Raw genomic sequence first — 14,185 nt, forward strand, 5'->3', positions numbered from 1 at the left:
CCAGCAGGAGCGCCACGGATGCGGCCAGCGATATTGACTTCGACTGTACTTGCCTTTGACTGTCACAATTCGCGTCGCGCAGCCGCTCCTCCCTCCCGCAGCGCAAACCCCGAAGTCGAATAAGAGCCGAGCAAGAGACGAGGACTCCTGAAATGACGCTGATGCAGGTCGAGCTGGACGACAAATACCGGCTCGAATCGAAGCGGATCTTTCTGTCCGGCACGCAGGCGCTGGTCCGGTTGCCCATGTTGCAGCGCGAACGCGACCGGCTTCAGGGCCTCAACACCGGCGGCTTCATATCGGGCTATCGCGGTTCCCCGCTCGGCATGTACGACCACGCATTGTGGCGCGCGAAGTCACATCTCCAGCAGCACGACATCGCCTTTGTCCCCGGCCTGAACGAGGACCTTGCGGCGACCGCGGTCTGGGGCAGCCAGCAGGTCGGCCTGTTTCCCGGTTCCAAGGTCGATGGCGTATTCGGCATCTGGTACGGCAAGGGGCCCGGCGTCGATCGCTCGGTCGATGCGCTCAAGCATGCGAATGCCGCCGGCACCTCCCTCAATGGCGGCGTGCTCGCGCTTGCCGGCGACGACCACGGCTGCCAGTCCTCGACACTGGCGCACCAGAGCGAGCAGGTCTTCGCAGCGGCGCTGATCCCCGTCATCAACCCGGCGACACTGCAGGATTATCTCGACCTCGGCCTCTACGGTTTTGCACTGTCGCGCTTCTCCGGCTGCTGGGTCGGCTTCAAGGCGATCAGCGAAACGGTGGAGAGTTCAGCCTCGATCTATAGCGACCCCGAACGCATCCAGATCAAGCTCCCCGACGATTTCGAGATGCCGCCCGGCGGCCTCAACATCCGCTGGCCCGACCCGCCGCTGGACGCCGAGAAGCGCCTGTTCGGCCCGAAGATGGCGGCGGTGCAGGCCTTTGCGCGCGCCAACCAGCTCGACCGCATCATGCTCGACTCCAAGCCGGCACGGCTCGGCATCGTCGCGACCGGCAAGGCCTATCTCGATCTGCGGCAGGCACTGGCCGATCTGGGCATTACCGACAAGGACGCGGAGGACCTTGGCCTGCGCATCTACAAGGTCGCGATGACCTGGCCGCTGGAGGAAAGCGGGGCCAAGCGCTTCGCCGAAGGACTTCAGGACGTGCTGGTCGTCGAGGAGAAACGCGGCTTCATCGAAGACCAGCTGATGCGCATCCTCTATAATATCGATGCGTCGAGGCGCCCGACCGTGACGGGAAAACGCGACGAGCGCGGCGCACCGCTATTGCCGAGCGAGGGCGAGTTGACGCCGACCATCGTTGCATCCGCGCTGGTGGCGCGGCTGCGCAAGCTCGGCCATCACAGCCCGGTGCTGGAGCAGCGCCTCGCCCGGCTCGAGGCGTTCGACACTCCTGTTCCCGCTACCGCGCAAATCAAGCTCGCGCGCACGCCGTTCTTCTGCTCGGGCTGCCCGCACAACACCTCGACGCGCGTGCCCGAGGGAAGCCGTGCCATGGCCGGTATCGGCTGTCACGGCATGGCTTTGAGCATGCCGACCCGCCGCACCGATTTGATCTCGCATATGGGCGCCGAGGGCGTGAACTGGATCGGACAAGCGCCCTTCACCACCGAGCAGCATATTTTCCAGAATCTCGGCGACGGCACCTACACCCATTCCGGACTGCTTGCCCTTCGCGCGGCATCGGCGGCCGGCATCAGCATCACCTACAAGATCCTCTACAACGACGCCGTCGCGATGACCGGCGGCCAGCCGGCCGAGGGCGGCTTCAACGTCGCCCAGATCGCGCATCAGGTCTGGGCCGAGGGCGTCAAGCGCCTCGCGATCGTCTCGGACGATCCCACCAAATACCCTGAAGCCAATTACTTCCCGCAAGGCGCGACCGTCCATCATCGCCGCGAGCTCGACGCCGTGCAGCGCGAGCTGCGCGACATCAAGGGCCTTACGGTCATCGTCTACGACCAGACCTGCGCCGCCGAAAAGCGCCGCCGCCGCAAGCGCGGGCTCTATCCGGACCCCGCCAAGCGCGCCTTCATCAACGAGCTGGTCTGCGAAGGCTGCGGCGATTGCTCGCAGGCCTCGAACTGCGTCTCGGTGCAGCCGCTGGAGACCGAGTTCGGCCGCAAGCGCCAGATCGACCAGTCGAACTGCAACAAGGACTTTTCCTGCGTCGAGGGCTTTTGCCCGAGTTTCGTCACCGTGCACGGCGGCACGCTCAAGCGGATCAAGACCTCGGCGGTGGACTCGGGCCAGTTGTTTGCCGACCTGCCGCTGCCGCCCGCGCGTGAGCTGGACGCTCCCTACAATATCCTCGTCACCGGCATCGGCGGCACCGGTGTCATCACCATCGGCGCGCTGCTCGGCATGGCCGCCCATGTCGATGGCCGCGGCTGCTCGGCGCTGGATTTCACCGGCCTGTCGCAGAAGAACGGCGCGGTGATGAGCCATGTCCGCATCGCCGCGAAGCCGGAGGATATTTCCGCAGTCCGTATCACCACGGGCGGCGCCGACGTCATCCTCGGCTGCGACATGATCGTCTCGGCCGGTCCCTCCGCGCTCAGCCGTGCCGAACGCGGCGTGACCAAGGCCTATGTCAATGCCGACCTGCAGCCGACCGCAAGCTTCGTGCAAAACCCGGATCTCGATTTCGAGATGGGCGCGATGCAGACGGTGCTGCGCGATGCCGTCGGCGACAAGAACCTCGACGTCATCGATGCCACCGGCATTGCCTCGGCGCTGATGGGCGACTCCATCGCGACAAACCCCTTCATGCTCGGCTTCGCCTTCCAGAAGGGTGCGATCCCGCTGTCGCTGGAAGCGTTGCTCCGTGCCATCGAGATCAATGGCGCCGCGATCGAAATGAACAAGCTCGCCTTCACCTGGGGACGCCTCGCCGCCCACGACATGTCGCGGGTGCGCAGCGTGCTGCAATTCAGGAGCCGGGCCTCCGCGCCGACGAAGTCGCTCGACGACATCATCGCGACGCGCGCCAAGTTTTTGACCGGCTATCAGGACAAGGCCTACGCCGACCGCTACCTGGCGGCGATCGCCAAGGTGCGCAAGGCGGAAGCAGCCGCCTCGCCCGCGTCCGCGGAGCTGACTGAGGCTGTCGCGAAAAACCTGTTCAAGCTGATGTCCTACAAGGACGAGTACGAGGTCGCGCGCCTCTATACCGACGGCAGCTTCTCAAAGAAGGTCTCGGAGAAATTCGACGGCGACTTCAAGCTGAAATTCTATCTGGCCCCGCCGATCTTCGCGCAGCGCGACAAGACGACGGGACACCTCCAGAAGAAGGAATTCGGCGGCTGGATGATCCACGCCTTTCGCGTGCTCGCCAGGCTGAAATTCCTGCGCGGCGGCGCGTTCGATCCGTTCGGCCGTACCGAGGAGCGCCGGACCGAGCGGAAGCTGGTCGAGGATTATCTCGGCATGATCGATCAGCGGATCTCCGGGCTCAAGGCGGAGCAGATCCCGCTGCTGACGAGGCTCGCGCGGCTGCCGGAGACGATCCGCGGCTTCGGCCATGTCAAGGAAGCCAACATCAAGCTGGCGGCCGCGGAGAAGGCGCGGCTGGAAGCGGAACTGGAGAACAGCCGCTTTGCGGTGGCTGCGGAGTAGCGGAAGACTGGCGCCACATTCTCGGCGTCATCGCCCGATCCAGTACTCCGAGGCGGTTGTGATTAGTCCAATGGGCCGCGGCGTACTGGATGCCCCGCCTTCGCGGGGCATGACAGCGCTGGGGATGGTTAGACTGAGGCTGCGGTCGCACCCGTAGCGACAATCACCCCCTCCGCCAGATGCCGCCCCGCGATGTACCCGAACGTCAGCGCCGGCCCGAGCGTGATCCCTGGCCCGGGATAATTGCCGTTCATGATCGAGCCCATATCGTTGCCGCAGGCGTAGAGCCCTGCGACCGGCGTGCCGTCCTCGCGCAACACGCGCGTCTGGGCGTCCACCTTCATGCCGATCGCCGTGCCGAGATCGGCTGGATAGATGCGCAGCGCAAAAAACGGGCCACGGAGGATGGGCGCGACGCAGGGGGTGGGCTTGTGGCTGATATCACCGAGATGGCGCTGGTAGATGGTGCTGCCACGACCGAATTCCGGGTCGCGCCCCTCCTTCGCACCGGAATTGTAGCTCGCGACAGTTGCTGAAAGCGTCGACGGCTTGATACCGATCTTCACCGCGAGTTGCGCGACATCAGGCGCCTCGATCAACTCGCCACTCGCCAGATAGCGCCGGACACTGCGCGCAAACGGCCGGATGCGGCCGAGACCATAACTCCACAGGAACGGACGGTCGCAGATCAGATAGAACGGCCGATCCGGTTCGCCGTCGCTGTCGCGCAGCATGGCGAGCACGAACTCGTGGTACGACAACGCCTCGTTGACGAAGCGCCGGCCGGCCGCATTGACCGCAATCACGCCGGGCTTGGCGCGGTCGGTCACAGTGTGCGGGAAAACGCCACGGCTTCCATCGGGGCGCCGGAACAGCGAGGCCGGCACCCAATAGGCCGGGCTCGTCGCATCCGTATTGAGCGCTGCGCCGGTTGCGGTCGCGAGGCGGAGCCCGTCGCCCGTAGCGGACATGTGGGCCGCCGAGATAAATCCGGCCGCGGGTGGGAAGAAGCGCTTGCGCAAGGTTGCGTCGTGCGAGAAGCCGCCGGTCGCGAGCACCACGCCGCGGCGCGCGGCAATCAGGCGATCGCGCGCCCCATGACGGATAATGACGCCGCCGACGCGATCGCCCTGCATCGACAAATCCTCGACGTCCGCGCTGAACAGGATCTCGACCTGCCGGACCAGCAGCGAGGCATACAGCTGTGCGGCGAGCGCGTTGCCGAGATGCAGCGTCGTGCCGCGCGGGCTCCGCAGCCGCTGCCACACATACTCCGAAACCAGCCGCGTCGCGCGAACAGTCGCGCGCAGCGATTTTCGGACCCGGCGCAGATGCGGGATGTCGCGGCGGCTGACCATCATCCCGCCGAACAAAGTGAACTCCGGCAGCGGCGCGCGCAGCCGCGCGAAATGCGCGCCCAGCCGCGTGCCGTCGAAGACGACCGGCTCGAGCACGCGCCCGCCCGGCGTCGCGCCCAATCGCTCCGGATAATAATCCGGATAGGCCTTCACCGGCTGGAGGCGCACTTGCGTGTTGGCTTCGAGATAGGCGACCGCCTCCGGTCCGCGCGCGAGGAAAGCGGCGCGGAGGCCCGCATTGGCGGGCTCGGGCACCGTGCTCGACAAATATTGCACGGCGTCCGTGACGCTATCGCAGAGCCCCACTTCTTTCATTTTGGCATTGGCGGGAATCCAGATCATGCCGTCGGACCATGCGGTGGTGCCGCCGACGAAAGCGGTCTTCTCGATCACCAGCACGCGCAGGCCTTCGGCGGCGGCGACGGCCGCGGCCGTCATGCCACCGGCGCCGGCGCCGACGACGATGACATCGTAGGTCTCATGCGCCGGCATCATGCGGCGGGGGTCCCGAAGCGAGGCATGACACCGTCATACCCCGCCTGGGCGCCCACACGCTAGCGCGCCGGCTTGCGCTCGACCGGGTCGATATCGATCGCCCGCAGGCGGCCCAGCCGCAGCACGTCCATGGCCAGCCGCCGGCCGATCCGGTCGCGGTCGAGCACGCGGATCAGATCGTCGACGCCGTTGATCTCGACGCCGTCGAGGCCGATCACGACATCGCCGGACAACAGCCCCGCCTTGGCCGCCGGCCCGTCCTGCTCGATCTGCGCCAGCAGCGCGCCCATCTTATTCTCGACGCCGGCCAGCACCGCGTGTCGCCGCGGGATCGGCGCGGTCTGGCCGGCCACGCCGATATAGGCGCGGCGGACATAGCCGTGGCGGATGATCTCGGACAGCACGAATTGCGCGGTGTTGCTGGCGACTGCGAAGCAGATGCCCTGTGCGCCGCTGATGATGGCCGTGTTGATGCCGATCACCTCGGCATTCGACGACACCAGCGGCCCACCGGAATTGCCGGGATTGAGCGCAGCATCGGTCTGGATCACGTCCTCGATGGTGCGGCCACTGACCGAGCGGATCGAGCGCCCGAGCGCCGAGACCACTCCGGCGGTGACGGTCGATTCAAAGCCGAGCGGGTTGCCGATCGCGATCACGAGCTGGCCGCGCCGCAAGGTCTTGGAGTTGCCGAGAGCCGCGTAGGGCAAATCCCGCGCCCCGTTGGCGCGAAGCAGCGCAAGGTCCGTGTCGGGATCGACGCCGAGGACCCGGGCGTCGCCGACATGGCCCTCGACGTCGCGTAGCCGGATCTCCTTCGACGAGCCGACCACGTGGCTATTGGTAAGCACGAGCCCGTCCGGCGAGATCACGATGCCCGAGCCGAGCCCGCCGCGCTCGCGGCCGTTCGGCACCTTTGGCCCGGTCTCGACGCGCACGACGGCCGGACCGACGCGGTCGGTTACGTCGATCACGGCATTGGAATAGGCGTCCAGCAGGGCCCGGTCATCGACCGGGACAGCCGCCATCGCCCGCGATGACGATCCGTCATCGACGATGTCTGAAGTAAAATCCAACATGGCAAGAGTCCTTGAGGCTCACACAGATGGTGGCCTGCTCCGTTAGGCGCAAGGGATCCGTCCGGGGCGCAAGGCTGGACTGCCCAGGTGGCTAGGGCGCCCGTCGCAGCGCGCCCGCCCTTGCCTTGACCGGGTCGAGCAGCGACCAGTCGCCATCCGGCAGCACGTAACCCATGGGAAACGGCGCACGCGGCTCCAGCCCAAGCGAGCGCAAAACGCGATCGTCGCGGTAGTAACATTGCAGCACCACGCGGACGAGCGTGGCCGCAGCCGGACCGCCGGAACTGCGAAACTCCTGCGCCACCGCATCGCGCCTGGCAGCATCCAGCTCGGCGAACGGTTGGCCCGCGAGGCGCGCCAGATGGTCGAGCGCAGCCGCCACCAATTTGGCGTCACGCCCCAGCGTCGCCAGTATGTCGTCCTGGATCGCGGAATCGTCGGCGCCGGGCACCTTGTACTCGTCGCTGGCGGGAACGATCATCGCGGCGATGGTGCGAAGGTCGTCGCGCTGGGCGCGCGTCAGTTGATTGTCTGCGGACATGACGGCCTCAATCGAAGAGGTTGGCGAGGCGCTGCTTCATCTGGTCGGCGATGTAGAGCGCAAGGGCCTGGATGGTGGACGTTGGATTCACGCCGCCCGAGGTGACGAAGATGCTGCCATCGACGATGAAGAGATTCTTGACGTCGTGCGAGCGGCCCCATTCGTTGACGACGGAGCGCGAGGGATCGGTGCCCATCCGCGCGGTGCCGAGCAGGTGCCAGCCGCCCCACGGGATCGGCGAGTTGACGCAGATGTCGGTCGCACCCGCCGTTTCGAGAATCTCGCGGCCGCGCGCCAGCGCATGCTCCATCATCTTCCGGCTGTTCTCGCTGATCGTGTAGTCGATCCTCGGCGCGGGAATGCCGTGGCTGTCCTTCAAGACCGGATCGAGCGTAACCTGGTTATGCTCCTCCGGCAGGTCCTCGCAAATCGCGGAAAACCCGAGTCGGTGTCCATTGAGCTTGCGGAAGACGCGGTGATGATCGGCGCCCCACGGCAGAATGCCCTTCTGCTCGCTGACGACAGCCTCGAACACCGGCCCGGCGCCGCGCACGAACTGGACGCCGTAGCCGCGCACGAAGCCCCGCGACGGGTCGGTGTCGTACCACTCCTTGCTCCACAGGCAGGTCGGCGGCGCGCGGTTGCTATCGGTCGGCTCCTTCACATAGCCGTAGATCTGCGCATAAGGATGGAACATCAGGTTCTTGCCGACGAGGCCGGACGAATTTGCAAGGCCGTTCGGAAAGCGGTTCGATGCCGAGTTCAGCAGCAGCCGCGGCGTGCCGACGCCGTTGCAGGCGATGATGACCACATGCGCCGGCTGGAACTGCTCGACGCCGTCCTTGTCGTAATAGACCACGCCGCTGGCCATGCCGTTCTCGTCGGTGGTGATCTCGCGCACCCGGCAGTGCGTGCGCAGCTCGACGCCGGCGCGGACCGCATGCGGCCAATAGGTGATGTCAGTCGAGGACTTGGCGCCTTGCGCGCAGGCCGGCGTGCAATGGCCGAGATTGATGCAGCGCGCGCGGCCCTCGTAGTCCATGGTCGCGACCGTCGTATCCGACGGCCACCAGTGCCAGCCCAGCTTGTTCATGGCCTTGCCGATGATCGCACCGGACAAACCGAGCGGCTGTTGCGGCATCGGCGGATGCGTCAGCGGGGAAAGCGGGTCGCCCGACAGGCCGGAGGTGCCCATCATCCGGTCGTTCTCTTCGAAGAACGGGGTCAGCGCGTCGTAGTCGATCGGCCAGTCGTCGGCGACGCCGTCGAGCGTCTTCACCTTGAAATCGGACGGATGCAACCGCGGCCAGTGCGCGGTGTACATCACCGTCGAGCCACCTACCGCATTGTAGTTGACGACCTTGATCGGCGAATTGTCGTCGTTGATCGGATAGTCCTCGGGCCGGCCGCGGACATTGGGGCTGGACGACCACTCGCCGTAGAACTTGGCCTCCCAGTCCCGGCCCGTGCTGGGATATTCCGCCGGGTTCATCCAGCCGCCCTGCTCCAGGCAGAGAATATGCATCTTGGTTTCGGCCAGCGACCACGCCACCGCCGCGCCTGAAGCGCCGGCGCCGATGATCAGGACGTCCACGGGGTCTTTCATCGCGAAATTTTCCTCCCTTCGCCGCTTCCCGGGCGATTCGGCCTCCGCTCCGCAAGGCCGGGGAACGATAGGATCAGAGCTGCGGCCGAGTAAAGCCACGAGGCCGGAATGTCGCACTTCGCGGGGCGCAGACCATTGGTATCGCCACATCCGGATGCTAGGAACAAGGCGCACGAGCCATCGATAGCGAGACCTTATGTCCTTCCGAATATCCTTTGCCAGCGCCCGCGCTTTCGCGCTCGTTTCCTTTCTCGCCCTGTCCGGATTTCTGGGCACCGCCGACCCGGCCTACGCGCTGACCGCCGCCGCGACGGTCCGCGACGGCAACGCCATCCAGCTCGGCGACATCACCTACCGCCTCGACGGCGTCGACGCGCCCGAGCTGGACCAGGTCTGCATCGACGATCACGCCGATCCCTGGACCTGCGGTATCGAGGCCCGCGACCAGCTCGCCAAGCTGATCGGCAAGCGATCCGTGCGTTGCGACGATGTCGGGCCGGAAAAGAGTTTTGGCAAGCGGCACCGCGCGATCTGCACGGTCGAGGGCGACAAGACCAGCTTGAACGAGCAGCTAGTCAAGCTCGGCTATGCCATTGTCCGCGAGCCGGTCAAGGCGAACGTCAAGTCGGCCGCAGCCGACGCGAAATCAACCTCCGCCGGAATCTGGAAGGGCTGCTTTGTTGCACCGCAAGAATTCCGCACCGGCAAGAAGGACGGCGCGCTCCTCGGCGCCGCCTGCCGCGCCGACCGCGACAAGGAGATTCGCGCGGTGTTGTTTCCCGATGATCTGACGATGCCGCCGAGCTGTGGCATCAAGGGCAAGCTTGCGGTGCGCGCGCGCGTGACCGGCAATATCGGCATCTACCATTTACGGGGCTGCCCGAGCTACCCCGCGACCACCAAGCCGGACCGCTGGTTCTGCTCGGAGGACGACGCCCAGGCCGCAGGCTTCCGCAAGGCCTACAATTGCCGACGGCCGAAATAACGAAGCCCATCACGCACCCGTGAGCGGCAGCCGGAGACAGTATTCGTCCGGAATTGAACTCTATCGAGAGTTGCTGCATTTGTAAGCGTACGCAAGCGCTTTGCGCGAGCGTTTCCTTGGCGGCAATCCGGCTCCGGCCAGATTGCTTTGCTCGGGCGTTTCCTCCCTAGACTTGGGCCGCTTGTCACTACAAGCGGCTCTTCTTTTTTGCACGATGCGCTAACGGCGCATTGTCATGATCTGATCCATGGCCGGCATGTTCGCGTTCAGATGCGCCATGATCCAGACGGTGCCACCGACCACCAGGAACACCACCAGGAGCCCGAAGGCGAGCGCCAGCACGTTGTTGGTGTTGTCGGGGCCGGTCGTGATGTGCAGAAAGAACACGAGATGCACGCCCATCTGCGCGATCGCCAGCACGATCAGCGCGACGGGAATGGAAGGCTGCCAGACCAGATCCGTGCCGGCGATGAAGAACGAGGTCGCCGTCAGCAGCAGGGCAAGAACAAGACCCACCACGTAGCCGAGGATGCGCGTGCCGACACTGTGTTGCTCCTCATCGCCCGGCGCAAGGTCATGACCGGCCGGCATGTGGGTCTGATCGCTCATACGCCACTCCCAAGCAAATAGACGACGGAGAAGACTCCGACCCAGACGATGTCGAGCGCATGCCAGAACAACGCAAAGCACATCATCCGGCGCAGCACGTCGGCACGAAAACCCTTTGCGAAAACCTGGGCCATCATGGTGAGCAGCCACAATGTGCCGGCCGAGACGTGGAGGCCGTGGCAGCCGACCAGCGAGAAGAACGAGGTCAGGAAAGCGCTTCGCGATGGGCCATAGCCGCGGGCAACGAGATCGGCGAATTCGCGAAACTCAATGACGAGAAAGATGAGGCCGAGCAAACACGTCACGGCCATCCCGAGATAGAACCAGAACCGGTTGCGCACATCGGCCGCGATACTTGCCATGCCGCAAGTGAAGCTCGACAGCAGCAGGCACACCGTCTCGATCGCGACGTTCCGCTGCTCGAATATCTCGGAACCCTTCGGGCCGCCGGCGGTCTGGTCGGCCAGCACCGCATAGGCCGCGAAGAAGCAGGAGAACATCACGATGTCGGAGAGCAGGAAGACCCAGAAGCCATAGGCGGTCACGATGCGCTTCGGCGCTGGGCCCGGATGCTCGATGACGAGGCCGATGTGATGCGGATCGGCGTGCGCACGGCCGGCGGTCGCGGTCATTGACATCAGACTGTCCCCGCCATGCTGACGAGGCTGCGCCGCTCCTCGAGATTGACACGATCGATCGCCGCGACCTCTTCGGCCGGAATGACGTATTCGTCATGGTCGCGCCAGGCGAACACGACGAAGGTCGCGAAGGCTCCGATGCCGCCCAGAATCACCATCCACCAGATATGCCAGATCAGCGCGAAGCCCATGATGGTGGCGAAGAACGCGCAGACGAAGCCGGTCGGCGAATTCCTGGGCATCTCGATGTCCTGATATTCCGGTCCGCCGTGCTCGAGCGATTGCTGCTGGGCACGAGCCTTCATGTCCCAATAGGCATCTTCGCCGCGCACATCGGGATTGAAGGCGAAATTGAAAACCGGTGGCGGCGACGACGTCGCCCATTCCAGCGAGCGGCCGTCCCAGGGATCGCCAGTGCGGTCGCGCAGGGCTTCGCGGTTGCGGATGCTGACCACGAGCTGCACGATCTGGCAGATCACGCCAATCGTCAGCACGGCCATGCCGGCGGCTGCAACCAGCATCCATGGCCGCCACGCCGCGACGTCATAGTGCTGCATGCGCCGCGTCATGCCGAGCATGCCGGCGACGTAGAGCGGGATGAAGGTGACGTAGAAGCCGAGGAAAGTGAACCAGAACGCGAGCTTGCCCCAGCGCTCGTCGAGGCGAAAGCCGAACGCCTTCGGGAACCAGTACTCGAAGCCGGCGAAGGCGCCGAACAGCACGCCGCCGATGATGACGTTGTGGAAGTGCGCGACCAGAAACATGCTGTTGTGCAGGATGAAATCGGCCGGCGGCACCGCGACCAGCACGCCCGTCAATCCACCGATGATGAAGGTGACCATGAAGCCTATCGACCACAGCATCGGCGTCTCAAACCGGATGCGTCCGCCATACATCGTGAAAAGCCAATTGTAGATCTTCACCCCGGTCGGTATCGCGATGATCATGCTGGCGATGCCGAAGATGGCGTTGACGTCGGGGCCCGCGCCCATCGTGAAGAAGTGATGCAGCCAGACCATGAAGGAGATGACGCAGATCGCCATGGTCGCCAGCACCATTGAGCGATAGCCAAACAGCGCCTTGCCGGAGAAGGTCGAGACCACCTCGGAGAAGATGCCGAAGGCCGGCAGCACCAGGATGTAGACCTCGGGATGCCCCCACGCCCAGATCAGGTTCATGAACATCATGACATTGCCGCCGGCCTCATTGGTGAAGAAGTGGAAGCCGAGATAGCGGTCGAGCAGCAGCATCGCGAGGGTGGCGGTGAGAATCGGGAAGGCCGCGACGATGAGGAGGTTCGAGGCCAGCGTGGTCCAGCAGAACATCGGCATGCGCAGATAGTTCATGCCTTTGGTGCGCAGCTTCAGCACCGTCGTCACGAGATTGATGCCAGCCACCAGCGTGCCGACGCCGGAGATCTGCAGCGACCACGCGTAATAGTCGACGCCGACGCCCGGCGAGTAGGACAGTTCCGACAGCGGTGGAAATGCAAGCCAGCCGGTACGGGCGAACTCGCCGATCACGAGCGAGAGATTGACCAGCAGCGCACCGGTCGCGGTCAGCCAGAAGCCGACTGAATTGAGTGTCGGGAAAGCGACATCCCGCACGCCAAGCTGGAGCGGCACGATGAGATTCATCAGTCCGATAACGAACGGCATCGCCACGAAGAAGATCATGATGGTGCCGTGCGCGGAGAATATCTGATTGTAGTGCTCCGGCGGCAGGTAGCCCTGCGACTGGTAGGCGACCGCCTGCTGGATCCGCATCATGATGGCGTCGCTGCCGCCGCGCAGCAGCATCACCGAGGCCAGCAGGATGTACATCACGCCGATCCGCTTGTGATCGACGCTGGTGATCCACTCGTGCCAGAGATAGGGCAGATGCCCCTTGACCACGACCCAGGCCAGCACGGCGAGAATTCCGACCAGCACCACCGCCCCCGCGATCAGGGGGATCGGCTGATCGAACGGAATGGCCGACCAATCGAGCTTACCGAGCATCATGGCCTCCACTGTGCGACCGGCCAGCTTCGGATGCGAGCTCCGGCCCCGGTCCCGGCGGAATGTGCTGGGTCGCGATCAGGTCGAACAGTCGGGGATCGTCGAGCCGGTAGGTCGGCCTGCCTTTTTCGATGCCCTGCTGCATCAGCTTCTTGTAGCTGTCCTCATTGAGGACAGCATCGCTCTTCGCTGTGGTCGCGACCCAGTCCGGAAAGGCGAGCGGCGAGATCACGTTGACGTCGAACATCATGTCCGGAAAGCCGTCGCCGGAGAAATGCGCCGACAGGCCTTGCAGCTTGCCTTCGTTGTCGGCGCGCAGGTTCAGCTTCGTCACCATGCCGTTCATGGTGTAGATCATGCTGCCGAGCTGCGGGATGAAGAACGTGTTCATCACGCTCGACGACGTCAGCTGGAAATTCAGTTCGGCGCCTGCCGGCACCGTCAGCGTGTTGACGGTGGCGATGCGCTGGTCCGGATAGATGAAGAGCCATTTCCAGTCGAGCGAAACGGCTTGGATGCGGACCGGGCTGCCGGTGCCGGGCACCGGCGCTGCGGGATCGAGCTGGTGCGAGCCGATCCAGGCGACGCCGCCGAGCAGGATCACGGTGAGCGCGGGGATCGCCCACACCACCATCTCGACGCGCCCGGAATAGACGAAGTCGGGCTGAAACTTTGCTTTCGGATTCGAGGCGCGAAACCAGAAGGCAAAGGCCAAAATCGCGAAAATCGTCGGCACCACGATCGCGAGCATGATGAAGACGGAATCGACCAGGATGGTGCTGTTGGCGGCAGCAACAGGCCCTTGTGGATCGAGCAGATTCATCGGCAAGCCAATGGCGGTTGGGAAGCCCCGGGACAGAGCCTAGCGCGGGAAAGGCTCCGCAACAAACGCGATCGTGCAGGGTCGGTTCCTAACGGCGCGGGTCGATCGTTCGCTCTTCTCGCGCGGCGGCATGCAATTGCATGCGATGTCAATGACATGAAAGCGGGAGCCCGGCCCTTCTCGCCGGTCAGCGCGATTGCTAGAGTGCACGAAAATAATCGGGGTGAAACGACATGCAGGGGCCCGAGGACGATCCCGGTCTCGCCGGCAAGGTGGCGCTGGTCAGCGGCGGCGGCGCTGCGGGCGACGGTATCGGCAATGGCCGTGCTGCCGCAATCTTGCTGGCGCGCGCCGGCGCCAGGGTGCTGGTGGCCGATCGCGATCTCAAGCTCGCCGAACGTCACGCTGCAAGCGCCCGAACG

10 protein-coding genes are annotated in these 14,185 nt (G+C 64.8%); 2 read left to right on the plus strand and 8 right to left on the minus strand.

Annotated elements, in window-relative coordinates:
- The first annotated feature begins 152 nt into the window (after window positions 1-152).
- The gene (locus C7G41_RS12045) at window positions 153-3,629 is read left to right on the plus strand and encodes an indolepyruvate ferredoxin oxidoreductase family protein (RefSeq protein WP_106942751.1); all 3,477 of its coding nucleotides are present in this window, start codon (window positions 153-155) and stop codon (window positions 3,627-3,629) included.
- A 128-nt stretch (window positions 3,630-3,757) separates the two neighbouring features.
- Here the strand turns inward: C7G41_RS12045 and C7G41_RS12055 are convergent, their stop codons facing one another.
- From C7G41_RS12055 to C7G41_RS12070, 4 genes are all read right to left on the minus strand, one after another.
- Window positions 3,758-5,482: an FAD-dependent oxidoreductase gene (locus C7G41_RS12055; protein ID WP_106942753.1), complete on the minus strand. Its 1,725-nt coding sequence runs from the start codon at window positions 5,480-5,482 to the stop codon at window positions 3,758-3,760.
- Window positions 5,483-5,541: 59 nt separating this feature from the next.
- Window positions 5,542-6,561 (minus strand): S1C family serine protease, encoded by a 1,020-nt coding sequence (locus tag C7G41_RS12060; protein WP_106942754.1) that lies wholly within the window; start codon window positions 6,559-6,561, stop codon window positions 5,542-5,544.
- Window positions 6,562-6,652: 91 nt separating this feature from the next.
- Window positions 6,653-7,102 carry a hypothetical protein gene (locus C7G41_RS12065; RefSeq protein ID WP_106942755.1) on the minus strand — a complete coding sequence of 150 codons (450 nt, stop codon included), beginning with the start codon at window positions 7,100-7,102 and terminating at the stop codon, window positions 6,653-6,655.
- 7 nt (window positions 7,103-7,109) lie between these two features.
- Window positions 7,110-8,708, minus strand: coding sequence for a GMC family oxidoreductase (locus tag C7G41_RS12070; protein WP_199198322.1), 1,599 nt, complete (start codon window positions 8,706-8,708; stop codon window positions 7,110-7,112).
- Between the two features lie 196 nt (window positions 8,709-8,904).
- On the opposite strand from C7G41_RS12070, the gene C7G41_RS12075 reads away from it, so the two are divergent.
- Window positions 8,905-9,693, plus strand: coding sequence for a thermonuclease family protein (locus C7G41_RS12075; RefSeq protein ID WP_106942757.1), 789 nt, complete (start codon window positions 8,905-8,907; stop codon window positions 9,691-9,693).
- 219 nt (window positions 9,694-9,912) lie between these two features.
- On the opposite strand, the gene cyoD is transcribed toward C7G41_RS12075, so the two are convergent.
- Genes cyoD through C7G41_RS12095 form a run of 4 tightly spaced genes read right to left on the minus strand, consistent with a single transcriptional unit; the run spans window position 9,913 to window position 13,763 of the window.
- Window positions 9,913-10,302, minus strand: coding sequence for a cytochrome o ubiquinol oxidase subunit IV (cyoD, locus tag C7G41_RS12080; RefSeq protein ID WP_106942758.1), 390 nt, complete (start codon window positions 10,300-10,302; stop codon window positions 9,913-9,915).
- Window positions 10,299-10,940, minus strand: a complete 642-nt coding sequence (locus tag C7G41_RS12085; protein WP_106942759.1) for a cytochrome (ubi)quinol oxidase subunit III — start codon at window positions 10,938-10,940, stop codon at window positions 10,299-10,301. The genes cyoD and C7G41_RS12085 overlap by 4 nt, the downstream gene beginning before the upstream one ends.
- Window positions 10,940-12,940, minus strand: coding sequence for a cytochrome o ubiquinol oxidase subunit I (cyoB, locus tag C7G41_RS12090; protein WP_106942943.1), 2,001 nt, complete (start codon window positions 12,938-12,940; stop codon window positions 10,940-10,942). Before cyoB ends, C7G41_RS12085 begins: the two co-directional genes overlap by 1 nt.
- A complete protein-coding gene (locus tag C7G41_RS12095; protein ID WP_106942760.1) occupies window positions 12,930-13,763 on the minus strand; it encodes a cytochrome ubiquinol oxidase subunit II in 834 nt (277 codons plus the stop codon). Before C7G41_RS12095 ends, cyoB begins: the two co-directional genes overlap by 11 nt.
- Window positions 13,764-14,185: the final 422 nt, after the last annotated feature.

It is taken from the genome of Bradyrhizobium sp. MOS002, from assembly GCF_003020115.1.
In the GTDB taxonomy this organism is placed as follows: Bacteria; Pseudomonadota; Alphaproteobacteria; order Rhizobiales; family Xanthobacteraceae; genus Bradyrhizobium.

Coding starts and splice junctions, on each gene's coding strand:
- C7G41_RS12065 (WP_106942755.1), bottom strand. CDS start 7,102: ATGTCCGCAGACAATCAACTGACGCGCGCCCAGCGCGACGACCTTCGC.
- C7G41_RS12075 (WP_106942757.1), top strand. CDS start 8,905: ATGTCCTTCCGAATATCCTTTGCCAGCGCCCGCGCTTTCGCGCTCGTT.
- cyoD (WP_106942758.1), bottom strand. CDS start 10,302: ATGAGCGATCAGACCCACATGCCGGCCGGTCATGACCTTGCGCCGGGC.
- C7G41_RS12060 (WP_106942754.1), bottom strand. CDS start 6,561: ATGTTGGATTTTACTTCAGACATCGTCGATGACGGATCGTCATCGCGG.
- C7G41_RS12095 (WP_106942760.1), bottom strand. CDS start 13,763: ATGAATCTGCTCGATCCACAAGGGCCTGTTGCTGCCGCCAACAGCACC.
- C7G41_RS12055 (WP_106942753.1), bottom strand. CDS start 5,482: ATGATGCCGGCGCATGAGACCTACGATGTCATCGTCGTCGGCGCCGGC.
- C7G41_RS12045 (WP_106942751.1), top strand. CDS start 153: ATGACGCTGATGCAGGTCGAGCTGGACGACAAATACCGGCTCGAATCG.
- C7G41_RS12070 (WP_199198322.1), bottom strand. CDS start 8,708: ATGAAAGACCCCGTGGACGTCCTGATCATCGGCGCCGGCGCTTCAGGC.
- C7G41_RS12085 (WP_106942759.1), bottom strand. CDS start 10,940: ATGTCAATGACCGCGACCGCCGGCCGTGCGCACGCCGATCCGCATCAC.
- cyoB (WP_106942943.1), bottom strand. CDS start 12,940: ATGCTCGGTAAGCTCGATTGGTCGGCCATTCCGTTCGATCAGCCGATC.